Below are 23,207 nucleotides of genomic sequence, written 5' to 3'. Positions count from 1 at the left end.
CCCCCTTCTCATATCTTCCTTAAGATGATTGCATAACTGCATCTCTATCTTGATATTGGATATCATAAATTCTTCGGTATGCTCCGTTTAGGCGGACCAATTCATCATGTGTCCCACGTTCAACAACTCTTCCTTTGTCAAGAACGACAATTTCATCTGCATGCTTTAACGATGAAATTCGATGCGCAATAATAAAGGTTGTTCTTCCATCCATTACTTCTTTTAACGCTTTTTGAATTCTAAATTCCGTTTCCATATCAACCGCTGAAGTCGCATCATCCAAAACAAGTATACTTGGATTAATTAATAAAGCTCTTGCAATCGCAATTCGCTGTTTCTGACCACCAGATAATCCCATACCACGCTCACCTAATAATGTGTCATATCCCTTTGGCATCTCCATAATAAAATCATGCGCTTGAGCTCTTTTTGCTGCCTCAATGATTTCCTCCATCGTTGCATCTGGGTTACCATACGAGATATTTTCTTTAATTGTGGTGGAAAATAAAAAGGACTCTTGCAAGACGAAGCCGATATTCTTCCTTAACCACTTTAGTGAATACTCACTAGAAGGAATATTGTCAATAAGTACTTCTCCCTCATCTGGTTCATAAAATCTTGTCATAAGTTGTGTAATACTTGTTTTTCCTGATCCCGTTGGCCCAATTAGACCAATCACTTTCCCGGGTGGTGCGTCAAAGGAAATATTATGAAGAGCAACGTCATCATCTTCTGTGTATTTAAGCGTAACATCCTTAAATGTTACATGTCCTTTTAATCTCTGCTGTACGATAGGATCATTTAGTTCTTCAATATCCTCTTTTGCTTCTAAAATTTCTAATAAACGTTCTCCTGAAGCTTTTGCTTGGGAAAACATATTCACAATAAACCCTAACTGCATGAGCGGTCCGATAATATACGTTACTAAACTAAAGAAAGCGACTAACTCACCTAGCATTAATTGGTTACTTATAACAAGGTAACCTCCATAGATTAGTAAGGATACCATACTAATGTTACCAATGAACTCCATTAACGGGAAAAAACGAGCCCATATATTGGAAGTATGGATATTTATTTCTCGGTAATCCGTATTATTGGACGTGAAACGCTCAATTTCAAAATCTTCCTTAGACAAAGATTTGATTGTGTTCATCCCACTAACATTTTCCTGTATTCTCGTATTAAGTCGTCCTAACGACTTTCTTACGGAGCGGAATGCAGGGTGTACTTTTCTCTCAAAACGAAATACAACAACTGCTAAGAAAGGCATTGCAGCCATCGTTACTAGAGCAAGCGGAATGGAATAATAAAACATAACGCCTAAACTAATAACAATCAATAGAACTACTCGGATAAGTTCTTTTAATCCGGCAGCTAGGAAAAACTTAAATCCCTCAACATCCATCGTTAGTCGAGACATCAAATCGCCTGTTCTCGCATTATCATAGTACGTAAATGAAAGCCTTTGCAATTTTTTGTACAACGAATCCCTTAATTTGTAAACAGACTTTACCCCAAAAAGGTCCCCTAAATATTGCTGGGTGAAGTTAGTAATACCTTTTAATACCATTAGACCGATAAAGACAGAAGAGATAATCGGGATAAGGTTGTATCTTCCTTCGTAAACAACTTCATCAATTGTTACCTGTAAGATGATCGGATATACAACGGTAATGACTGTTACGAATAAAACAGATAGAACAGAATAGATAAAATACTTTTTAAAAGGCCAATAAAATTGTTTTAATTTACGAAAAACATCCACTGTGTGGCACCTCCTGTTTTTTTTCGTATGTACTAATATAGCCCCTTATAAAATAAAATTCCAGCTTTTACACTTATTTTTTGAAAATTTTTTCTATAATGTACGTATAAGAGTTTTTCGCCTTAATTTACAGCCAATCAACTTTTAAAAATGTCACATTTAGCATTAATTTGATGAATATTGTTTGATATGAGTTCCTTCCTTCTATAATATGTAGATATATTTATTGAAGGAGGGAATGTATTGTTTCGTTTAGAAGATGGATTTCAGATTGATTGGGGCCAATTATTAGGGATTGTGTTGGAGTATGGCTTAAAAATCATCGTTTTAATTATAGGATTACTCATTGTCTATCCCCTTGGTAAAAAAATAATTAGTAAAACACTAAATCGAGCTCAAAATAACCAAAAGCTCTCAGCAGCAAGAATTCAAACATTAGAGAAGCTACTTTTAAATATATTCTCCTATGTAATAATTTTTCTGTTTGTTGTAATGTTCTTCGGCATCATCGAACAACCTATAGGACCCCTTCTTGCTGGTGCAGGGGTAGTAGGTTTAGCTATTGGTTTTGGTGCCCAAGGTTTAGTTAGCGATATTGTAACAGGTTTCTTTATTTTATTAGAACGTCAAATAGATGTTGGAGACTACATTACGGTTGCTAGTTATGATGGAATTGTAGAGGAGATTGGATTGCGAACAACACAAATTAGAGGTTTCGATGGCACTCTACACTTCATTCCGAATCGTGAAATAAATAGTGTAAGTAATCATTCTCGAGGAAATATGCGTGCTTTAGTTGATATCGGAGTTAGTTATGACGAAAATATAGATCAGGCACTAGGCATCTTAAATAATGTATGTAATCAATTCCAAAAAGATGAGCGTTTTATAGATGGACCAAATGTGATTGGTGTACAGGAATTCGGAACAACTCAAATTGTTCTTCGCATCATAGGTAAGACGGTTAATAACGAACAATGGGGTGCGGAACGTGATATACGAAAGGCTATTTTAGAAGCATTTGATGAACATGATATTAAAATACCTCATTTGCAAAATGTCTATATCCAAAAATAAACATACTGTTTTTTAAAATAATACAAAGGCCCGAACATCCTATTCTTTTTATATTTGAATAAGATAGTCCGGGTCTTGTTCATCATTATGGGATGTAAGGTATATAACAATCTGTATCTTACGCTTTAAAATTGTTTTTCAGAGAACTTTCCTTCTAGTAAAAACAGTTGCGTTTCTCACTTTAGAATCGGAAAAACGACAACCCTAGCTCTACGAAAAAGCTTATTATGACAATGCTAAATTTCTTTTCTAACCCTTCACCATTTCTTCTATATGTATAACGATTTTAATACTTGTTTTAATATAGCTCTTCTCGTTAAAATTCCAAGAAAATGCCCTTCCCCATCTACAACACACAAAAAAGCATGATCAATCACTTCTTTTAAACCTGTTACAAAATCTGTATCAGGAGATAACGTGGGTAGTGTGGTGTTCATAACCTCTTCAACAGCTATATCAGATAATTTCTCCATTTCAAACCTTTCGATACCAATAACACTTTTCAATATTGGGGTCTTTCCAATTGTACCTAAATATTTAAAATCTCTATCTAATACAGGTACGGACGAATATCCTGATTCCACTAAAACCAAAAGTGCATGTTCAACTGGATTTCCAAGTTGTACATGTGCAACCTTTTCAGCAGGAATCATAAAATCTTTTACAGTCCACTCAGAAAGCGCTTGTTTTTTTAGACTAGACATGTGAATACTCCTCTCGCTTGGTGAAGGAGCCGAGTACATTCCTTTCTATTTTAACATAAAATTTAACATTATGTGGACATTAGTCTCATTTAAAAGCATGTCACCTTAAATCATGTTATAATGAAGTGGTTATAATAATTAGGGAAAGGATTCTATTTGTGAATCGTAGATCATTTATAAAAAAGTCTATCATTAGTATTTTATCCTTTTTTGGTTTATCAGGAAGTGTTTATTATTATGCTAGAGAGATTGAACCTTCCTTACTTGACGTACACTCATTTGATATTAAATCCACTCGCATACCTAAATCGTTTGATGATTTTAAAATATTACAATTTACAGATACCCATATTGGCTTTCACTATACGTTGGAACAATTTGAGAAATTAGTTCAAAAGATTAACTCCCTTAATGCAGATTTAGTCTTATTCACTGGAGATTTGTTAGATGACCCTAGTAATCACTCGGTTAATTTAGACCATTTAGTTGCAGCACTATCACGAATTACTGCAACAACGGGAAAATATTGGGTATATGGAAATCATGATCATGGAGGTTATGGCACCGATATAGTTAAAGATATATTTGATAAATCAGGGTTTTCATTATTAAAAAACGAATCTGTACTTATTCCCTTAGATAATGATTATATTCAGCTAGCTGGATTGGATGATGCTATGTTAGGTAAACCGGATCTTTCCACAACCTTACTATCTGAATCAGATGGGCTTTTCACGTTATTAATGGTTCATGAGCCTGATATAGCTGATTTTACAAAGCAGTACCCGATAGATGTGCAGTTATCTGGTCATAGTCACGGAGGACAAATCCAAATTCCTTTTTACGGTTATATTTATACACCCTATTTAGCTGAAAAATATGTTGAAGGTGCATATCAGCTCGGAGAGTATCCACTACAATTATTCGTTAGTAGAGGAATTGGAACAACTCGACTCCCCTACCGTTTTCTATGTAAACCAGAAATATCATTATATAAATTGAAGCATAATACATAATGGAGGTATACGAATGAGAAAGTTAGTTTTACTATTTACTGGACTCGCACTTTTCCTTGTCGCTTGCTCAAATAGCGGCATAGAAGAACATTTTTCGATAGAGGTGCAGGACTTTGCCTATACAGACCAAGATGGAAATACGTTTGAAAAATCCGAACTAGACGGAGAGGTCTGGATTGCTAGTATGATTTTCACCAACTGTACAACTGTCTGTCCACCGATGACAGCAAATAAAGTAAGGCTACAACAAGCTTTGGCTGATGCAGATGTGGAAGTAGAGCTTGTCTCCTTTTCTGTTGATCCTACTATAGATACACCAGAATTGTTAACCGAATATATCACAGAACGTGGTGGATCTTTTGACAACTGGCATGCACTAACTGGGTATACAGACCAAGAGATCAAAGATTTTGCAGCTAAGTCGTTTAAAACACTTGTTGAAAAGCCAGATGGGACCGATCAAGTGATTCACACTACCAGTTTCTATTTAGTTAATAAAGATGGCTATGCAATAAAAGGGTATAATGGTACAAAAGCTGAGGAAATGCAAGATATTGTCGAGGATGTTAAAAAGCTAAATTAAATGTCATAGGATTTATATCTTTGACATGATGTCGATTTATCCTTGGATGAAATTTTATAATTCCCTATAAGTATAAAATAGTATAGAGAATGGGACATCATTTTTGTCCTATCCTCTATCTTTTCTTTAAATTAAAGGAGCGATCATTCAACATGAGTAACGACGATCAAATAAATCAGCTAGGACAAGCATTGTTCATTATTAATCGACATGCTAAAACAGCACTCGATCCCTCATCACTCTATTTATTAAAACAAGAAGCATTAAAAAAATTGCTAAAAGAAAACAAAGCAAAAAAAATCGGATTACAGTTCTCGAATAATCCACGGAAAAGTAAGCAACATTCTGTAGTTCTTGTAGAAATAGGTGAATATCTCTTCCATATACCAGCTAAAAGTGAAGATAAGAGCAATTTAAAGCATTTAGGTTATCCAGATGGCTCCCATCATAACCCAAAGCCGAAACTTTCTCTCTCAAAAGCAAAAAGTATTTTATCAAATTACCTAGGATGGGAAAATGCAAGATTTTCAAACAATCCTAACCAACATCGACAAAATACGAATAGTTCTCTATCATCATTGCCAAATAGTTTTTTATTCTATCATAAACGAAAAAGGTAACATCAAGAAGAACGGTATTTATTTACTGCTACTTTTACCATCCTAAAAAGGCTGTAACCTATCGCAAATAAAAACAATGCTAACAATAAAACATCGATATTAACATCAAATGAAACTTTAGGCCAAATGAGAAATAATAGTAAGACTGTAATGATGTAGCTGATGAACCTACTCCACTCTAATGTAATTAATAATCGGACCAATGGTTGGAGTAGGAAAAAAAAGAGGAAAATTAAAAGAAGAATACAACAAAATATGAAAACTTCTGATCGGTTAGATATTAATATATAATCAAACAAACGCATAATCCCTTGCCACCACTTTTCCATCTTAATCCTCCATAACGCAAAACACTGTTTCTAGCAGTATAGACAATTTTATACGACTCTATACTTTTGTGGTGGCTTTATCTATAACTTCACCAAAACTTACTTTTCTTGCTTAATCTTCTCAAATTTATTTAATAGAGCATCTAATTCCTGACTTAAGCGAATCGATTCTGCACTATTGATTCCTTTTTTGAGAGCAACATCGGTCATTTCCTTTCTCAACTCTTCAATCCTTACAATTAATTTAGATGGTGACATAGACATAGCCGTGTTACCCCCTTGTATCGTCCCCTACTATATTTCAATCTATACTCTCAAGCAGTGCCTTGGCATATAGCTTTTCTAAGATGGTTTCCATGTTAGTAGAGTAGTAGAATAAATCTATACCTATTAAATAGAAAAGGAAGCAGAGGAATTTTCTCTGCTCGCCTCACGCATTGCTGCCCTTATATAGATATATACGAGTTAAGTTAAGGGCTCGTTAATCCTTTAGAATTCACGATCAAAAATTGAAAAACCGATTAAACTTGCTAATAATACGAATGATACAACACCTAGTACAATACTCATTGTTGTGTACACCCCACTTTTTTTATTCACTTTTATTATTATACCAAAAACTTTACAATAATAAAGTAATTTTAATAAATTAGAAAGCTAGACGAACTGTTTTTCTCATTAAACATACATTCAAGCATTTATTATTTAGTTCCCTCTACGAAACGTTTGTTTGATATAATAAAAGGGTAATTATACGAGGAAGTGAGTGAGGACCTTTGTACTTTTGTCCACATTGCGGAAATGAAGTGGAATCTGAAGAGAAATTTTGTGTGACTTGTGGAAGTCGATTACCATCAAATCTTAATGAGCGATTTTCTAATAATAAATCTAAGTCTAAACGTTGGATATACCCGATCACAGCCGTTCTAGTTGGATGTTTATTACTCACCATTGTTTATGGAATTGTTCTCCATAAACGAGACCAGGCTCTGGAGTTGTACGAAGAGGCAAGCCAAATAGCCCTTGTAGGCGACTATGATCAAGCGAAAAGCGTTGTGGAAGAAGCGATTAACAATTATTCTTCATTCCCTCAAGCTGAGGAATTGAAAGCTTTTTTAACTATTGCCATCGAAATGGAGCAAAGCTTTGCGGATATAGCTAGTATGCGGGAAGAAGGACAATATTCTCAAGCTATTGAAACACTTATCGCTCATGATAGAAATATAGAGAATTATAATGGCGAACTTGTTTCCAAAGTAAAAGATAAAATCAATGTATTAAAAACAGAGACTCGAATGGACGAAATCTCGTCTATTTATGAAAGCAATCCCGATATTAACCAATTAAAAGTTTTACTATGGGAATTAGAGAGATTGAATAGTGAGAAAGCGGAAGAATTACATCTCGATGTAAAAGATAAGCTTGTTTCTCTTACCTATCAAGAAGGTACTGCATTAATTCAAAAATTTCAATTTTCCCAAGCTTTACGACTTGTTGAAGAAACTTTGAACTTTGTCCAAGATTCTGATTCTTTGATTAACTTACGAAAAACAATTGAGAAAGAACAATTAGCCTTTGAGAATCAACAACAACAAAGAATCGAACAAGCTTTATCTGCCTATGAATCTGAAGAGACTCATAATAAAGAGTATGGAATTGAAGTAATTAGTATTAATACGGAAACGGAAGATGAGAAGTTAAAAGTTATTGGTGAAATAGAAAGTGTCGCGACGGTTCCCCTACATTCTGTATTAGTACATTATGAAATTTTAGACGATCAGCAGAATGTTCTGCTTACCAATGAAGTATATATACAGCCTGAAACGCTCTATCCTAGAGAAACAGGAAACTTTGAATTTATACATGTTGACGCAGAAATTGTCGGTAAACGCGTAAGCGCAAAGATAAAGGAAATCACATGGTATTTAGAATAATAGTTGGGGGAAAACATATGAAACAAAAACAACGTAAATTATCACTTCTATTAGCCACTCTTTTAATTGTTCTATTTGTGATTATTGCAGTTTTCCTTTATTTACGTATGAGTACAGTAACGATTAAAACAGACAGTTCCGTAGTAGTCGACATGTCCAATGAGGATGAAGATTACAGTCTGAAAGAGATCATTCATAATTCTCAAAAATCAATCGTTAAAATAGAAGCTTCAAATAATTATCAAATTAAGACAGGATCTGGATTCCTTATAGATAGTGATGGCTTCATTGTAACGAATGCTCACGTAATTAATGATGCAGATTCTATTCTCGTGAAATTATCCAACCAACAAGGTTATTTTCCAGCAGCAGTTGTTGGAGTTGGAGATAAAGAGGATATTGCCGTAATACACGTTAAAGAGTTTGAGCATCATGAATCAATTGCGATTGATCCTTCCTACGAAGGGGATATCGGTGATCAAGTAATAGCAATAGGAAGTCCTTCTGAAATCGAGAATAGTGTGTCGTTAGGCCTTATTGTTGGTACAGATCATAGTTTTATAATTGAACCTTTTGAATACAATAATCTATATCAAATTTCTGCAAATATCACACACGGTAATAGTGGTGGTCCCTTAGTTTCTCAACATAGTGGACAAGTAATTGGTATTAATGCTGCTGGAATTAATGACACCGATATAGGTTTTAGTATCCCCCTCTCCTCTGTTTACGAACAGATAAACGAATGGATTAATGAAACCGATATGGCTTCGCTTAACTATTTAGCAAAAACGAATATTAGAGCTAGTGAAGAGGAACTATTGCAAGATGTGGAATTTATTACGGAACAATTCTTCCAAAACATTGCGACGTATGACTATATAAACGCATATACGATGCTCGGAAGTGAATTGCAGGGCCAATGGGGTTATGCAGGTTTTAGAGATACTTTCATTATGTATAATGAACCTAAAATAATAGATACACATATCGAAAAGCAAGCTAATAACCATTATGAGGTAGTAGTTGAAACGGAAGAGAATGATGATAAAACGGAAGAACCTATTAATTTTGAGTTAATTATTGGCATGGAAAATGATCAACTGAAAATTTTAACGTTAGAACAATAAATAACAAGTTGCTAAGTTGAGGCTAGTACATAGTAGAGACCGGACGTTTTTTTTAGAATCCTTTCGGTCTCTACATTTTTTTTAAATTGTTCACCTTTAATATTGTAAGATTTAGTTATTTCCCCGCCTCTCTATTTATGCGAACGCCAAAGCACTATACATGAGGCAAACGTATGTAGGAATCATATACACATGTTAGTAAGTATCCCACTGAAATTAAGCGTATCTCAATTTATGGGATATTTAAAAGGGAATTAGCTAATAGAAGATTACATGACGGGCCAATTAACAATATTCGAAGAGTTTAATCCGTTTACATGGTAAAAAAACAAAAAAATAAGGGATTCTTTTAGAATCAGTAAGTAAATGTGGTGCAAGAGGGAGAACCATTCGGTGGGCCTTTCAGGCCGAGGCCGGTAAAAGAGGCTTTCAGTAGCAAATCAAAGAGACCGAGCACAAAAAATAGCACAAAAATCCAACCAAATCATGGAAAGGATATAAACAGCCAAGTCAAAATACAAGACTCCTGCAGGAAAAGCAACAGCCGAAAATCCATTACAAAAGTTCAATTGAACTTTTGTAATTAGTTGAGGCGTTGCCTGCGGAAAGCGAAGTATTTTGACAAGGCGTTAGTATAACATTCGGATTTTGTATTATGAAAATTACTTCTGTCCCAATTTTACTAATTAATTTCTATTTGTCCTGTTGTTTGTATGTCTATTTTTTCATCAGCTGTTTCAAATTGAGCATGTACATAGATATCATGTATACCTTCATCAATATCATCAAACTTTAAAGGTCCTTGAGGATGATAATGAGAGCCGGGTATTAATTGTCTATTTACTGGACTACCAGTAAATTCTGGATTGTTCTTATTTATCATCACTTCTATTAACGGAGTTCTATGACTAATTTGAATGCCTTCGTCTCCTCTATATTCTAAGGACCGTAATATTTGAAAGCCGTCTTGCGTTTTTTCCACAGTTATATGTACGATAAAATCCCCTTCTGACTCTTCTATCTTAATATTGGTTTTGAGTTGTGGTTGGTATAAGGCTTCTTTAACGATGAAACCAACTAAAAAAATACATAATGATATGGAGATAAAAACAATTCCCTTCTTCAGCAATAGGTGGTCCTCCTTATTAACGCTCTCCTTATATAAGACGATTTAATTTCCAAAAAGTTTCATTTTTCATCAAAAAAATGTATAATTTCGATCGCCTCTCTGCAAAATAACAATTGCAATTTCTTTTTCTAAGGAGGTATCGACCTATAATGAAAAAGCTCCACTTAATGATTGGTGCTATTTTATTGTGTTTTTTAGTTGCAGGATGTAATGCTACAAAAGAACAAAACAATGTTTCCCCACCAACCCCTATTCAGACGAATTCGAATTCGAGTAGTATGAATCATTTGGATAAAACGAATGATAAGATCGATCGTTACTTAACGGAAGATAGAGATGATATTGCACAATATCAAAAAATCATCCTACCGGAAGAAGTATTTATTGCTATCCAAACAACTACAATTCAGCAATTAAATGAACGTGACATCGAAAAAGAAGTAGAAAAGAAATTAAAGAAAATAACAGGTATAGAAAAAATACACGTTAGCTCGGATCAAAAATTTTATATAGAATTAAACAAATTGAGGGATGAAAATTGGGACGATGAAAAAGAACTAAAGAAAGAATTAGATCGATTAAAGAAGTTAAAAAAAGAAAAAACATAGAGAAGGTGTGAATCGTGGCAAATCAGACATCACAAGCTAAAAAATACAAAGATTATGAAGCTTCCAAGCTCCCAAAGCGGCCTATACTCATCAACTGCTTGAAAGCTTTTTTTATCGGCGGATTAATTTGTGTAATTGGACAATTCATTTCGTTATTTTACATGTACTTTTTTAACTTTACTGAGCAAACAGCTGGTAATCCTACCGTTGCAACATTGATTTTTATTACGATGTTGTTAACTGGATTCGGTATATACAATAAAATCGCGCAATTTGCAGGAGCCGGTACCGCTGTTCCAGTTACTGGATTCGGGAATGCTGTTATCTCAGCTGCAATTGAACATCGTACAGAAGGATTTGTTCAAGGCGTTGGAGGAAATATGTTTAAACTAGCTGGATCCGTCATATTGTTTGGTACATTCTCTGCCTTTGTGATTGCTCTTATTAAAACAATCTTCAGTTATTGGAGTGGAACATAAATGATACAAGGTAAACAAACATGGGTGTTTCAGAACGCTCCTTCCATTATCGCAACTGGTACAGTTGGTGGGCCTGATGAAGCTGCCGGGAATATCCCAGAAGCGTTCGACCAATTGTATGATGATCTATGGCTTGAAAAAGACTCGTTTGAATTAGCACATCAACAAATGATTGAAGATGCTAGTAATCATGCTGTCAAGAAAGCAAACATTGAATTAAGTGATGTACAATTTTTCCTTCACGGGGATCTTATCAATCAAATAACACCATCAAACTTTGCAGCTAGAAATTTAGCAATACCGTATCTAGGTTTATTTAATGCATGTGCAACCTCAATGGAAGGACTAGCTTTAAGTGCCTTAATAATGGATCAAGGAAACGCTTCTTATGTGTTAACGGGAGCGGCGAGCCATTACTCTGCCACAGAACGACAATTTCGCTATCCGACAGAATACGGAAGTCAAAAACCAGATACGTCACAAAAAACCGTCACAGGTGCTGGTGTTGCATTATTAGGATTTGAGAAAAATCGCCCCCGAGTTACTTCAGCCACAATTGGTAAAGTTATTGATCGGGAATTAACAGACCCATTTAATATGGGTGGAGCAATGGCGCCGGCAGCTTTTGATACAATTAATCGCCATTTGACTGATCGTAACATTGATCACTCTTATTACGATTATATTATTACAGGGGATTTAGCCAAAATTGGCCGTGAAAGGTGTTTAGACTTATTCACCAAAGACGGAACCATGATTGATGAAAGAAAGTTTGTTGATTGTGGACTAACCATCTACAAACCATCACAACAAGTTTTTGCAGGCGGTAGTGGTACAGCGTGTTCTTCAGTAGTGACATACGGTCATTTCATAAAAAAAATGATGAATAAAGAATGTAGCAAAATTCTTGTGGTTGCTACAGGAGCGCTCCTCTCACCGTTATCCGTTTCACAAAAACAAACGATCCCTTGTATCGCTCATGCCGTATCAATTGAAATGTAAGGAGGTTTACGTATGGTTTTCTTATGGTCCTTTTTAATTGGAGGTCTTATCTGTGTAATTGGTCAATTGATGTTTGATGTTTTAAAACTTACACCAGGTCAAACGTTATCTACACTTGTCGTAATTGGAGCGATATTAGGTGGTTTTGGACTATATGAACCACTAATAGATTTTGCAGGAGCAGGTGCTACCGTACCAATTACAAGCTTCGGTAATTCACTTGTAACAGGTGCTCTTGAGGAAGCAAAACAGCACGGCATAATTGGTGTCGTTACTGGGATGTTTGAAGTTACTAGTTCTGGTATTTCTGCTGCAATTATCTTCGGTATGATTGGTGCTCTACTGTTCAAGCCAAAAGGATAATGAAAAAACAATTGCCTCCGCTACCACGTTTAGGAATGAACGGAGGCAATTTATACACTTACTAATTCTATTTTTGAATTTGTATCGCAATTTTCCCTAATTGCTTTTGTTCTTTTAAGTAGTCAAATGCTTCATCTAATTCCTCGAATGAATAAACTTTATCCATGAGAGGCTTAATTTGATGTTTTTCCATGAATTGAAGTAAAGCCAAATATTCCTCCCTACTCCCCATTGTTGATCCTTTTAACGTATATTGCCCATAAAAAAACTCGCGTAAATTAATCGTTGTTTCATCTTCTGTCGATGAGCCGAACATTACCATCGTTCCACCTTTACGTAGAACGGATAAAGAGCGGTTAAATGTCAATCCACCAACACTTTCTATCACCAAATCAATTGTCTCATTTTGTAATTCTTCTGACCACTCACTATTTGTTAAGATTCCTCTATCAAACCCAAGTAACGTTTGCGCTTCTGTTAACTTTTCCTCCGAACGCGAAGTCGTAATAACTCTTGCTCCTATTGCTTTAGCCATTTTAATGATAAAGCTGTTTACCCCACTTCCTACTCCCGGAATAAAAAGCGTTTCCCCTGGCTGAATCTCACCTTGGGTAAATAAAGCACGAAATCCAGTTAACGCAGATAAACTTAAAACCCCAGCCTCTTCCCAGGATAAATAGGCAGGCTTTTTAGCGACAAAATCCGCTGGCATTACAATTTCTTCAGCAAATGTTCCGTTAAAAGGAACACCTACAATTTCAAACTCATTTGGTGGCGCTTCTGATTGATTATACCAGTTTAACCCTGGATTAATCATAACCTCATCGCCAACTTGAAAGTCTTCCACTCCCTCACCGACTTCTTTTACAATGCCCGCGCCATCAGACCCTAATATAAATTTTTTTCCTGTTGATGGGACTCTTTCTACTAATTTTAAATCTCGATGATTTAATCCCGCCGTTTTCAATTGAACAACTAATTCATTTTTACCTACTGTTTTGTTCATAACATTATCGAATTGGTAGGCCTCATCCTTCAATACATAGGCTTTCATATAATTATTGATCCTTCCTTTCATCTATTATTGTTGTATGAATTGGTTGATTATTTAATAAACTAGTTTTTAATCGGTGCTGCATCTCCCCTATCCCTCTCGTCCCTGTTAACGGAAACTCTATTAGATCATGTTCTCGAAATACTTCGTTTATAATAGGTTGATATTTCTTCCCACCTAGTACAACAATTTGATTAAATTGATTAAGTTCTTTATAGCTTTTTTGTTGACGTAATAAAGAATTGGATATGATTTCTCTTTTATCCATAGAAAAAGACGCATCATAATTTTCAGGAACAATATCATTTGGTAGCAAAAATCCATGTTTTGCCGACAAGATCACCCAATCATGAAAGAACCTGCTAGCATATGATTGACATAAACGATGAAAAACACCAATATAAGCATCCTTTGCAAAGCTTGGACCTTTCTCTGGAACATGGTCCCAAATCTTTTTTCTCCCACATGGGATAACACATAATGGTTTCAATCTTGTAGCCTCGCTTTACTTTGTGTTAATTACATTCTAAAAAACATTTGAACATAAGCAAAATATTATGCATTCAAACATTATAATAATGCTAATGAAAGCGGTTTTTAACAATATTTACATGGCGAAAATTCAGAATATTTCGTACAAAAAGGTTGACCTAACATAATTTTGGTTGTATGATTATCCTCAATCAAAGAATTCTGAAAAGTTTAATTTTTTCATCATTACCCTCTAGACAGGGTTGATTCTTTCATATACTATGTATATAAGACATAACGTTATAAAACGGTGACGGGAAGAAAAGAACAGGATAACGTGATTAAAGAGAGCCGGCTATGGTGGGAACCGGTATCACGCCCTGATCTGATAGCTCATCCCTGAGTGTTATACTGAACAGTTTCGACCTATTAAGTATAACCGAGTGTCAAGCACTCGTTATCAAAACAAAGCTTGCCGATTGGTAGCTTTACGAGGCAATATTCGTAAGGATATTGTGAATCAGGGTGGTACCGTGAAAAGAAGGCCTTTTCTCCCTTGTTAGATAGCTAAACATTTATTTAGCTTGTAACAAGACAGAAATGGCCTTTTTTGTATATAAAAAACATTGGTATAGAAAGAATTGAAAAATTAAATCTATTTCATTTAGGAGGGATTAAGATGGAAAGAGAGAAAAAGCAAGAACAGTCATTAGCTGAAGAAAAAGATCCAAAAATTGGGGCTGACTTGCTTGTCGAAGCATTGATCAACGAGGGCGTTGATACTTTGTTCGGCTACCCAGGCGGAGCCGCTTTACCCATCTTTGATGCTTTATATAAAGCACAGGATTCATTTACCCAAATCTTAGCACGTCATGAACAAGGTTCCATTCATGCTGCAGAAGGATATGCTAGAGTTTCTGGAAAACCGGGAGTTGTTATCGCAACATCTGGACCTGGTGCGACAAACCTAGTTACTGGAATTGCAGATGCAATGATTGACTCCTTGCCACTTATCGTAATTACAGGGCAAGTTGCACAAGGAGTAATTGGCAGTGATGCATTTCAAGAAGTGGATGTAATGGGAATTACAACACCAATTACGAAGCATAATTATCAAGTTCGAGACGTGAGGGAATTACCACGAATAGTAAAGGAAGCATTCCATATAGCAACAACAGGAAGAAAAGGTCCAGTTTTAATTGATATTCCTAAGGATATTTCAGCTTACATTATTGATGATAAATTCCAGTCAAATAAAATGGAGCTAGACTTACCGGGTTATCAACCAACAACGAAGCCAAACCCTTTACAAACAAAAAAATTAGCTGAAGCAATTGGTAAAGCTAAAAAACCTGTTCTATTAACAGGTGCTGGTATCTTGTTTGCAGATGCTTCAGAGGAAATTATACAATTAGCGGAAAAATACTCCTTACCTGTTGCATCCACATTACTTGGGTTAGGTGCATTCCCTGGTGACCATCCATTATTTATGGGAATGGCTGGTATGCATGGTACGTATACCGCTAATACAGCAATTTACGAATGCGACCTATTAATTAATATCGGCGCACGATTCGATGATCGATTAACTGGTAAACTTTCCTCATTTGCACCGAATGCAGTTGTTGCACACATTGATATTGATCCAGTAGAAATCGGAAAGAATGTTCCAACTGATATTCCAATTGTATCGGATGCTAAAAAAGCTGTTGAAAAATTACTTGAACACACTATCGAGCAACCAGAACATGATGAATGGTTAGTACGTATTCATGAAAACAAAGAAAATTATCCACTATGGTTTAATAATCCTGACAAAGAAATGATTGGACAGTGGGTAATTAAAAAAGTACATGAAGCAACAAATGGTAATGCTATCGTTACTACGGATGTTGGTCAACATCAAATGTGGGCAGCACAATACTATACGTTTAATGAACCTAATCGTTGGGTATCATCAGGTGGTTTGGGAACAATGGGATTCGGTTTCCCTGCTGCAATTGGCGCGCAATTAGCAAAGCCTAATGACACAGTCGTTTCTATTGTAGGTGACGGTGGTTTCCAAATGACATTACAGGAACTATCCATTTTACAAGAACGAAACCTACCAGTTAAGGTCATTATAGTAAACAATCAAGCATTAGGAATGGTTCGTCAATGGCAAGAAGCTTTCTATTCTGAACGCTATTCACAATCTATCTTTAGTATTCAACCTGATTTCGTAAAATTAGCGGAGTCTTACAATATAAGAGGTTTGAAAGTAACGACACAAGAAGAATTTATTAACGCACTGCCTGACATTTTTGAATACAACGGGCCAGTTGTCGTCGATGCCAGAGTATTGCAACAAGAAAATGTATTTCCAATGATCGCACCAGGCAAAGGAATAAACGAAATGATCGGGGTGAAACCATGAAACGAATCATTACAGCTAACGTAAGAAATCGTAGTGGTGTCCTAAATCGGGTAACGAGCTTACTTCAACGACGTCAGTTCAATATTGAGAGTATCTCTGTAGGTAGAACCGAATCAGATGATATCTCTAAAGTAACGTTTGTAGTAGACGTTGAAGATTTCCAAAAGCTTGAACAAGTTACAAAACAACTTAACAAACAAATTGATGTACTGAAAGTAACGGATATTACAGATAAGGCGATTGTTGCGCGTGAGTTAGCATTAATTAAAATAGTGAGCAATAATCAAATCCGGGGTGAAATTCAAGGAATTATTGATCCATTCCGTGCCTCTATCGTCGATGTAAGTCGAGATAGTCTTTCTGTACAAGTAACTGGAAAACCAGATAAGGTGGAGGCATTAATAGAATTATTAAAACCGTATGGTATTAAGGAATTAGCGAGAACAGGTGTTACAGCATTTGTTCGTGGCCACCAACCACCTAACGATAGCAATGTTTCATCTTTATTAGGGTAATAATGGATTCATTATTATATATAAAAAAATAAAAATCATTTGAGAGGATGTAGTATTACAATGACTAAAGTACTTTATAACCACGATATTAATGAAGAGGTATTACAATCTAAAAAAATCGCGATTATCGGATATGGATCTCAAGGCCATGCACACGCTTTAAACTTAAAAGAAAGTGGATTTAACGTTGTTGTTGGTCTTCGTAAAGGTAAATCATGGGATCAAGCAAGCGAAGACGGATTAGAAGTTAAAACAGTAGCAGAAGCTTCTAAAGAAGCAGATGTTATTATGATTCTTCTTCCAGACGAAAATCAACCATCAGTATATAAAGAAAGCATTGAGCCGAACTTAGAAGCAGGAAACTCACTAGTTTTCGCTCACGGATTTAACATTCATTTCAACCAAATTGTTCCTCCTGCTGACGTAGATGTTTACTTAGTAGCGCCAAAAGGACCTGGACACCTAGTACGAAGAACATTTGAAGAAGGTGCAGGAGTTCCAGCACTTTACGGTATCTATCAAGATGCTACTGGTAAAGCGAAGGATATCGCTCTAGCATATGCAAAAGGAATTGGTTCAGGTCGTGCAGGAATTCTAGAAACTAGCTTCCAAGAAGAAACAGAAACAGATTTATTCGGTGAGCAAGCTGTTCTATGTGGTGGTACAGCTGAACTAGTAAAAGCTGGTTTTGAAACATTAGTAGAAGCTGGTTACCAGCCAGAAGTTGCTTACTTCGAGTGTTTACATGAATTGAAGCTAATCGTTGATCTTATGTATGAAGGTGGACTAGAGAACATGCGTCACTCTATCTCTGATACAGCAGAATGGGGAGACTTCATGTCTGGACCGCGAGTAATTGATTCTAGTGTTAAAGCACGTATGAAAGATGTTCTAACTGATATTCAAACTGGAAAATTCGCGCAGGGCTGGATTCTTGAAAACCAAGCTAACCGTCCACGTTACACTGCAATTAAAAATGCTGAAAACAATCATTTAATTGAGAAAGTAGGTAAAGAGCTCCGCGATTTAATGCCATTTGTTAAGCAAAAGGCTATTAAACAAAAGGAAGTGGTCTCTAATGACTCAAATTAAGATTTTTGATACAACACTTCGTGACGGAGAACAGTCACCTGGTGTGAACTTAAACCAGCTTGAGAAGCTAGAATTAGCGAAACAACTGGAGAAATTTGGAGTGGATATCATGGAAGCAGGGTTCCCTGCTTCCTCCAAAGGGGATTTTGAAGCCGTTAAGAAGATAGCGGAAACAGTCGAGAATGTAACAGTCACAGGTCTTGCTCGTGCTGTGAAATCCGATATTGACGCTTGTCGTGACGCTCTAGCTAATGCAAAAAAGAAACGCCTTCACGTTTTTATTGCTACCTCCCCTATCCACATGAAATATAAATTAAAAAAGACTCCAGAACAAGTAATTGAAACAGCAGTCGAAATGGTGAAATACGGCAAACAATTTTTCGATGACATTGAATGGTCTGCTGAAGATGCTTCGCGCTCAGATCTTCCCTTTTTAGCTGAAATAATTGAAAAGGTAATTGATGCTGGCGCTACAGTGATCAATCTTCCTGATACAGTTGGATATACGATGCCTAGAGAATATGGCGCAATGTTCAAATATATGAAAGACAATGTCCCAAATATTGATAAAGTTGATTTGTCTTGTCACTGCCATAACGATTTAGGAATGGCACTAGCCAATTCATTTGCTGCCGTAGAAAATGGAGCGACACAAGTGGAAGGAACCATTAATGGTATCGGTGAAAGAGCCGGAAATGCTTCACTTGAAGAATTAGGAGTAGCTTTAACAATTCGCAATGATTATTATCCTTATCATACTAATTTAGTTCTAAAAGAAATCAAACGTACGAGTGATATGGTGAGTAAATTTACTGGTATGACCGTACCGGGGAATAAAGCAGTGGTTGGTAGAAATGCCTTTGCGCATGAATCCGGTATTCACCAAGATGGCGTCCTTAAAAATGCTGAAACGTATGAAATTATTACTCCAGAGCTAGTCGGAGTTCAATCTAATAATCTAGTACTTGGTAAACATTCTGGTCGTCACGCTTTTACAGATAAGATTAAGCAATTAGGCTATCAATTATCGGAAGACAAAATTAAAAAGGCATTTATTGCTTTCAAATCGTTAACCGATCAAAAGAAAGAAGTAACAGATGACGACTTATTCGCTATCTTAACAGACATACAAACAGATACCTCCAACGTAAAAAGGTACACGTTAGAAGGTTTCCAAGTTCAGTATGATACTTCTGATAAGCCTAGTGCAACCATTACGCTTATTACACCTGAAGGAAATAAAATTAACCAAACAGACACAGGTCAAGGAAGTGTTGATGCCTTATATCATACGCTTGATAATATGATTGCAGAGCAAACACATTTAACAGACTTCCAATTAAATTCTATCGGTCAAGGCCGTGATGCTTTAGCAGAAGTGCATGTTAGTCTAATCGTGGATGAGATTGAAGTCAGTGGTCGTGGATCTGCTCAAGACGTATTAGAGGCAGCAGTATTAGCTTATATAAATGGACTAAACCGAGCAATATACCAAAAACGCGTCAATGCAACAGTCAAGTAGGAGGTTACGTTTGTGAGTTTCAAAATTGCACTTTTACCCGGCGATGGTATTGGTACAGAAGTAATATACTCAGCCAAAGATGTTCTTCAAGCCATCAGTAAAAAATATAATAAAAAATTTGAATTCGAAGCATATGATATCGGTGGAGTAGCGATAGACAAACATCATACTCCCCTTCCAGATGCAACAATTGAAGGCTGTAAAGCAGCTGATGCGGTTTTGCTAGGTGCTGTAGGAGGCCCTAAGTGGGATAACAACCCTTCTGATTTACGCCCAGAACGTGGACTACTTGGAATCCGTAAAGCATTAGATTTATATGCAAACTTAAGACCTGTTAAAGGATTTCAGAAGCTTCTCCATGCTTCTCCTTTAAAAGAAGAAATTATTAATGGTAGTGATCTTCTTATTGTCCGAGAGTTAACAGGTGGTCTATACTTCGGAAGACCAAGTGAAAGACGCGACAATGGAAATGCCGTTGTGGATACACTTAGCTATACGCGACAAGAGATTGAACGTATTGTTGATATGGCTTTCCAAAGTGCTCAACTACGTAAGAAACGATTAACATCCGTTGATAAAGCAAATGTTTTAGAATCAAGTAAGCTTTGGCGAGAGATTGTCGAAGAGAAAAAATCAGAGTATCCTGATGTTACGGTAGATCACTTACTAGTTGATGCAGCAGCTATGAAACTAATCACAAACCCTGTACAATTCGATGTCATTGTAACGGAAAACATGTTTGGTGACATTTTAAGCGACGAAGCTTCTGTTCTAACTGGTTCACTTGGAATGCTTCCATCCGCTAGTTTGGCAGAAAATGGAGTTGGTTTATATGAACCTGCTCATGGATCTGCACCAGATATAGCAGGTAAAGGTATCGCAAATCCTACAGCTATGATTTTATCAGCAGCTATGATGCTTCGCTATTCTTTCCAATTGAACGAAGAGGCACAAGCGATTGAAAATGCTGTAGAGGCGGTAGTGAACGAAGGGTATCATACCCAAGATTTAAAGAGTACTACAGGTGAGCTTGTAAGTACAACAGAAATGACTCAATTAATTGTTGACAAGATTTTAGCATAATATGGAGTGGAGGTAATATGTACCTCCCTCCCCTTTCACCAAGAATAAAAACATATGTAAGGAGTGAATCGGAATGAGAAAACCAAAGACGGTCATCGAAAAGATTTGGGAAAGACACATTGTAAAAGAAGAAGCAGGTAAACCAGACCTTTTATATATTGATTTACATTTGGTTCATGAGGTTACTTCACCTCAGGCCTTTGAAGGCTTACGCATAAATAATAGAAAGGTACGCCGTCCTGATTTAACGTTCGCAACAATGGATCATAACGTACCAACTATCCACCGTAATATTATAAAGGATCAAGTATCCAAAACACAAATGGAAACATTGAAAAAGAATTGTGAAGAATTCAATATACCTTTAGCTGATATCCACCATCCAGATCAAGGTATTGTCCATGTAATTGGACCTGAGCTTGGATTGACTCAACCAGGTAAAACAATTGTTTGTGGTGATAGCCATACTTCCACACACGGTGCATTCGGTGCACTAGCATTCGGAATTGGTACAAGTGAAGTAGAACACGTCTTGGCTACACAAACAATTTGGCAACAAAAGCCAAAAACACTTAATGTAAAAGTTAATGGAACATTAGGTACTGGAGTAACTGCAAAAGACTTAATTTTGGCTATTATTGCTAAATTCGGCGTTAAATTTGGTACTGGGTATGTTATTGAGTATACCGGAGAAGCAATCCGTAATTTGTCTATGGAAGGCCGTATGACAATTTGTAACATGTCCATTGAAGCAGGTGCACGAGCTGGTTTGATTAGTCCTGACAATACGACTGTAGAATTCCTACGTGGTAAGCGTCATGTTCCACAAGGAGAAGCTTTTGATAAAATTGCTGAAGATTGGTTATCACTAGCTACAGATGAAGGTGCTACGTATGACGCACAGGTAGAAATCGATGCAGATGAAATAGAACCACAAGTTACATGGGGAACAAACCCTGGTATGTGTCTTCCTGTTAGTGCGAATGTGCCTACACCTGCGGATGGTGACAATGAAAATGAAAGCACTGAAATTGCACACGCGTTAGATTATATGGGACTTAACGGTGGTGAAGCTATTACATCCATCGAAATCGAACACGTGTTTATCGGTTCTTGTACGAACTCCCGTTTAGCTGACTTACGTAAAGCTGCTAGCATTATCAAAGGTAATAAGGTAAAAGACGGCGTTCGCGCAATTGTAGTTCCTGGCTCCTTCACTGTCAAGCGACAAGCTGAAGAGGAAGGAATCGATATTATCTTTAAAGAAGCAGGATTCGAGTGGCGTGATGCAGGATGCAGTATGTGCCTAGCAATGAACGATGATGTAGTACCAGAAGGAGAGCGTTGTGCTTCCACTTCAAACCGAAACTTTGAAGGTCGTCAAGGTACAGGCGCACGTACTCACTTGGTTAGCCCTGAGATGGCTGCAGCAGCTGCAATCCATGGTCATTTCGTAGATGTTCGCAACTTAGAAGTCGTAACACCTAGCTAAAAAATCATAAAGGAGGCTGTCATCTATGGAACCAATTCGTAAACATACAGGTATTGTATACCCGATGAACAGAGCAAACGTTGACACCGATCAAATTATTCCTAAGCAATTCCTAAAACGTATCTCTCGCCAGGGATTTGGTGAATTTGTCTTTTATAATTGGCGCTATGATTCAAAAGGCGAGCTTAGAGAAGACTTTCCAATGAATCAACCAAAATATGAAGGAACTTCTATCCTTGTTGCAGGTGAAAACTTTGGTTGTGGTTCTTCTCGTGAACACGCACCATGGGCACTACTAGACTATGGTTTCCGAGTAATCATCGCTCCAAGCTATGCAGATATATTTTATAATAACTGTACAAAGAATGGCATCCTACCAGTACAGTTATCAGAAAAACAAATTCAAGAATTAATGGAGCGTGCAGAAGCCGAGAATTATGAGCTAACGGTTGATTTAGAAAGTAAACGTATATTCGATAATCAAGGATTCGAAGCATCATTTGATCTTGATGAATATAAACGTCAAATGTTATTGAATGGATGGGATGATATATCGATAACGTTAGGCTATGAAGAAGACATAACCAAATATGAAGAGCAGCGATCATAAGAAGATCTCGAACACGAGGTCTTCTCTTTTTTTGTTTCGCTCCCTAGGAATGGTTATCGATTTTATATAATATTTTCACTACTGTGCCTGTTTTTTTATTGATGCATTACTTCTATAATCCCCTCATTGCACCATGCTTATCCATCATAATATTTGTATGTTGTCCAAAAAAATACTTCTCTTTCCATTAACCTTTAGACAATAAAGATT

General features: G+C 36.4%; 24 protein-coding genes and 1 pseudogene. 18 read left to right on the top strand and 7 right to left on the bottom strand.

Annotated elements, in window-relative coordinates; all coding sequences use genetic code 11:
* Positions 1-19 precede the first annotated feature (19 nt).
* Complete coding sequence (locus GGQ92_RS00320) at positions 20-1,768, bottom strand: ABC transporter transmembrane domain-containing protein (protein WP_184243379.1); 1,749 nt, start codon at positions 1,766-1,768, stop codon at positions 20-22.
* 243 nt (positions 1,769-2,011) lie between these two features.
* Here GGQ92_RS00320 and GGQ92_RS00315 point away from each other — a divergent pair, with 243 nt between their 5' ends.
* Positions 2,012-2,845 (top strand): mechanosensitive ion channel family protein, encoded by an 834-nt coding sequence (locus GGQ92_RS00315; protein ID WP_184243377.1) that lies wholly within the window; start codon positions 2,012-2,014, stop codon positions 2,843-2,845.
* 269 nt (positions 2,846-3,114) lie between these two features.
* On the opposite strand, the gene cbpB is transcribed toward GGQ92_RS00315, so the two are convergent.
* Positions 3,115-3,549 carry a cyclic-di-AMP-binding protein CbpB gene (gene cbpB / locus GGQ92_RS00310; protein WP_184243375.1) on the bottom strand — a complete coding sequence of 145 codons (435 nt, stop codon included), beginning with the start codon at positions 3,547-3,549 and terminating at the stop codon, positions 3,115-3,117.
* Between the two features lie 158 nt (positions 3,550-3,707).
* Between cbpB and GGQ92_RS00305 the strand changes: the two genes are divergently transcribed.
* The 3 genes from GGQ92_RS00305 to GGQ92_RS00295 all read left to right on the top strand — a co-directional run bounded on the left by GGQ92_RS00305 (position 3,708) and on the right by GGQ92_RS00295 (position 5,768).
* The gene (locus GGQ92_RS00305) at positions 3,708-4,565 is read left to right on the top strand and encodes a metallophosphoesterase (RefSeq protein ID WP_184243373.1); all 858 of its coding nucleotides are present in this window, start codon (positions 3,708-3,710) and stop codon (positions 4,563-4,565) included.
* A gap of 13 nt (positions 4,566-4,578) precedes the next feature.
* Positions 4,579-5,148 (top strand): SCO family protein, encoded by a 570-nt coding sequence (locus tag GGQ92_RS00300; RefSeq protein WP_184243371.1) that lies wholly within the window; start codon positions 4,579-4,581, stop codon positions 5,146-5,148.
* Between the two features lie 152 nt (positions 5,149-5,300).
* On the top strand, positions 5,301-5,768 hold the full coding sequence (locus GGQ92_RS00295) for a YkyB family protein (RefSeq protein WP_184243369.1): 468 nt from the start codon (positions 5,301-5,303) through the stop codon (positions 5,766-5,768).
* A 2-nt stretch (positions 5,769-5,770) separates the two neighbouring features.
* On the opposite strand, the gene GGQ92_RS00290 is transcribed toward GGQ92_RS00295, so the two are convergent.
* A complete protein-coding gene (locus tag GGQ92_RS00290) occupies positions 5,771-6,097 on the bottom strand; it encodes a hypothetical protein (protein ID WP_184243367.1) in 327 nt (108 codons plus the stop codon).
* 99 nt (positions 6,098-6,196) lie between these two features.
* Positions 6,197-6,361 (bottom strand): aspartyl-phosphate phosphatase Spo0E family protein, encoded by a 165-nt coding sequence (locus tag GGQ92_RS00285; protein WP_246383856.1) that lies wholly within the window; start codon positions 6,359-6,361, stop codon positions 6,197-6,199.
* 512 nt (positions 6,362-6,873) lie between these two features.
* Between GGQ92_RS00285 and GGQ92_RS00280 the strand changes: the two genes are divergently transcribed.
* The 3 genes and pseudogenes from GGQ92_RS00280 to GGQ92_RS16655 all read left to right on the top strand — a co-directional run.
* Positions 6,874-8,031: a zinc-ribbon domain-containing protein gene (locus GGQ92_RS00280; RefSeq protein ID WP_425486361.1), complete on the top strand. Its 1,158-nt coding sequence runs from the start codon at positions 6,874-6,876 to the stop codon at positions 8,029-8,031.
* A 17-nt stretch (positions 8,032-8,048) separates the two neighbouring features.
* Entirely contained in the window at positions 8,049-9,161 is a 1,113-nt protein-coding gene (locus GGQ92_RS00275) for a S1C family serine protease (protein WP_184243363.1), read from the top strand.
* Between the two features lie 135 nt (positions 9,162-9,296).
* Positions 9,297-9,413 (top strand): annotated as a pseudogene (locus tag GGQ92_RS16655) (transposase); the annotation flags it as partial.
* A 430-nt stretch (positions 9,414-9,843) separates the two neighbouring features.
* Here GGQ92_RS16655 and GGQ92_RS00265 read toward each other — a convergent pair.
* On the bottom strand, positions 9,844-10,290 hold the full coding sequence (locus GGQ92_RS00265) for a hypothetical protein (RefSeq protein WP_184243361.1): 447 nt from the start codon (positions 10,288-10,290) through the stop codon (positions 9,844-9,846).
* Positions 10,291-10,439: 149 nt separating this feature from the next.
* On the opposite strand from GGQ92_RS00265, the gene GGQ92_RS00260 reads away from it, so the two are divergent.
* The 4 genes from GGQ92_RS00260 to spoVAE are packed head-to-tail and all read left to right on the top strand — an operon-like array spanning position 10,440 to position 12,742.
* The gene (locus tag GGQ92_RS00260; protein ID WP_184243359.1) at positions 10,440-10,898 is read left to right on the top strand and encodes a YhcN/YlaJ family sporulation lipoprotein; all 459 of its coding nucleotides are present in this window, start codon (positions 10,440-10,442) and stop codon (positions 10,896-10,898) included.
* A 14-nt stretch (positions 10,899-10,912) separates the two neighbouring features.
* Entirely contained in the window at positions 10,913-11,377 is a 465-nt protein-coding gene (gene spoVAC / locus GGQ92_RS00255) for a stage V sporulation protein AC (protein ID WP_425486360.1), read from the top strand.
* A complete protein-coding gene (gene spoVAD, locus GGQ92_RS00250) occupies positions 11,378-12,379 on the top strand; it encodes a stage V sporulation protein AD (RefSeq protein WP_184243357.1) in 1,002 nt (333 codons plus the stop codon).
* 12 nt (positions 12,380-12,391) lie between these two features.
* Complete coding sequence (spoVAE, locus tag GGQ92_RS00245) at positions 12,392-12,742, top strand: stage V sporulation protein AE (protein WP_184243355.1); 351 nt, start codon at positions 12,392-12,394, stop codon at positions 12,740-12,742.
* Positions 12,743-12,809: 67 nt separating this feature from the next.
* On the opposite strand, the gene GGQ92_RS00240 is transcribed toward spoVAE, so the two are convergent.
* Both GGQ92_RS00240 and GGQ92_RS00235 read right to left on the bottom strand, forming a co-directional pair.
* A complete protein-coding gene (locus tag GGQ92_RS00240; protein ID WP_184243353.1) occupies positions 12,810-13,796 on the bottom strand; it encodes a zinc-binding dehydrogenase in 987 nt (328 codons plus the stop codon).
* A gap of 4 nt (positions 13,797-13,800) precedes the next feature.
* A complete protein-coding gene (locus tag GGQ92_RS00235; protein ID WP_184243351.1) occupies positions 13,801-14,286 on the bottom strand; it encodes a DUF6884 domain-containing protein in 486 nt (161 codons plus the stop codon).
* Between the two features lie 660 nt (positions 14,287-14,946).
* Here GGQ92_RS00235 and ilvB point away from each other — a divergent pair.
* The 7 genes from ilvB to leuD all read left to right on the top strand — a co-directional run bounded on the left by ilvB (position 14,947) and on the right by leuD (position 22,997).
* Complete coding sequence (gene ilvB, locus GGQ92_RS00230) at positions 14,947-16,683, top strand: biosynthetic-type acetolactate synthase large subunit (RefSeq protein ID WP_184243349.1); 1,737 nt, start codon at positions 14,947-14,949, stop codon at positions 16,681-16,683.
* Positions 16,680-17,198 (top strand): acetolactate synthase small subunit, encoded by a 519-nt coding sequence (gene ilvN / locus GGQ92_RS00225; RefSeq protein WP_184243347.1) that lies wholly within the window; start codon positions 16,680-16,682, stop codon positions 17,196-17,198. The genes ilvB and ilvN overlap by 4 nt, the downstream gene beginning before the upstream one ends.
* A gap of 60 nt (positions 17,199-17,258) precedes the next feature.
* Positions 17,259-18,290 carry a ketol-acid reductoisomerase gene (gene ilvC, locus GGQ92_RS00220; protein WP_184243338.1) on the top strand — a complete coding sequence of 344 codons (1,032 nt, stop codon included), beginning with the start codon at positions 17,259-17,261 and terminating at the stop codon, positions 18,288-18,290.
* The gene (locus tag GGQ92_RS00215; protein ID WP_184243336.1) at positions 18,277-19,812 is read left to right on the top strand and encodes a 2-isopropylmalate synthase; all 1,536 of its coding nucleotides are present in this window, start codon (positions 18,277-18,279) and stop codon (positions 19,810-19,812) included. The genes ilvC and GGQ92_RS00215 overlap by 14 nt, the downstream gene beginning before the upstream one ends.
* A 12-nt stretch (positions 19,813-19,824) precedes the next feature.
* Positions 19,825-20,895: a 3-isopropylmalate dehydrogenase gene (gene leuB, locus GGQ92_RS00210; protein WP_184243334.1), complete on the top strand. Its 1,071-nt coding sequence runs from the start codon at positions 19,825-19,827 to the stop codon at positions 20,893-20,895.
* Positions 20,896-20,968: 73 nt separating this feature from the next.
* Positions 20,969-22,387: a 3-isopropylmalate dehydratase large subunit gene (leuC, locus tag GGQ92_RS00205; protein ID WP_184243332.1), complete on the top strand. Its 1,419-nt coding sequence runs from the start codon at positions 20,969-20,971 to the stop codon at positions 22,385-22,387.
* Between the two features lie 25 nt (positions 22,388-22,412).
* Complete coding sequence (gene leuD, locus GGQ92_RS00200) at positions 22,413-22,997, top strand: 3-isopropylmalate dehydratase small subunit (protein ID WP_184243330.1); 585 nt, start codon at positions 22,413-22,415, stop codon at positions 22,995-22,997.
* Positions 22,998-23,207: the final 210 nt, after the last annotated feature.

The sequence above is a fragment of the Gracilibacillus halotolerans genome, assembly GCF_014206945.1.
Lineage (GTDB): Bacteria > Bacillota > Bacilli > Bacillales > Amphibacillaceae > Gracilibacillus > Gracilibacillus halotolerans.
This window is presented reverse-complemented; position numbering and strand designations above follow the sequence as displayed.

Bases quoted from the DNA above. Each gene is read 5' to 3' on its own strand.
- cbpB (WP_184243375.1), bottom strand. From the start codon at position 3,549: ATGTCTAGTCTAAAAAAACAAGCGCTTTCTGAGTGGACTGTAAAAGAT.
- GGQ92_RS00300 (WP_184243371.1), top strand. From the start codon at position 4,579: ATGAGAAAGTTAGTTTTACTATTTACTGGACTCGCACTTTTCCTTGTC.
- GGQ92_RS00295 (WP_184243369.1), top strand. From the start codon at position 5,301: ATGAGTAACGACGATCAAATAAATCAGCTAGGACAAGCATTGTTCATT.
- GGQ92_RS00290 (WP_184243367.1), bottom strand. From the start codon at position 6,097: ATGGAAAAGTGGTGGCAAGGGATTATGCGTTTGTTTGATTATATATTA.
- GGQ92_RS00285 (WP_246383856.1), bottom strand. From the start codon at position 6,361: ATGTCTATGTCACCATCTAAATTAATTGTAAGGATTGAAGAGTTGAGA.
- GGQ92_RS00275 (WP_184243363.1), top strand. From the start codon at position 8,049: ATGAAACAAAAACAACGTAAATTATCACTTCTATTAGCCACTCTTTTA.
- GGQ92_RS00260 (WP_184243359.1), top strand. From the start codon at position 10,440: ATGAAAAAGCTCCACTTAATGATTGGTGCTATTTTATTGTGTTTTTTA.
- spoVAD (WP_184243357.1), top strand. From the start codon at position 11,378: ATGATACAAGGTAAACAAACATGGGTGTTTCAGAACGCTCCTTCCATT.
- spoVAE (WP_184243355.1), top strand. From the start codon at position 12,392: ATGGTTTTCTTATGGTCCTTTTTAATTGGAGGTCTTATCTGTGTAATT.
- GGQ92_RS00240 (WP_184243353.1), bottom strand. From the start codon at position 13,796: ATGAAAGCCTATGTATTGAAGGATGAGGCCTACCAATTCGATAATGTT.
- ilvB (WP_184243349.1), top strand. From the start codon at position 14,947: ATGGAAAGAGAGAAAAAGCAAGAACAGTCATTAGCTGAAGAAAAAGAT.
- ilvN (WP_184243347.1), top strand. From the start codon at position 16,680: ATGAAACGAATCATTACAGCTAACGTAAGAAATCGTAGTGGTGTCCTA.
- ilvC (WP_184243338.1), top strand. From the start codon at position 17,259: ATGACTAAAGTACTTTATAACCACGATATTAATGAAGAGGTATTACAA.
- GGQ92_RS00215 (WP_184243336.1), top strand. From the start codon at position 18,277: ATGACTCAAATTAAGATTTTTGATACAACACTTCGTGACGGAGAACAG.
- leuC (WP_184243332.1), top strand. From the start codon at position 20,969: ATGAGAAAACCAAAGACGGTCATCGAAAAGATTTGGGAAAGACACATT.
- leuD (WP_184243330.1), top strand. From the start codon at position 22,413: ATGGAACCAATTCGTAAACATACAGGTATTGTATACCCGATGAACAGA.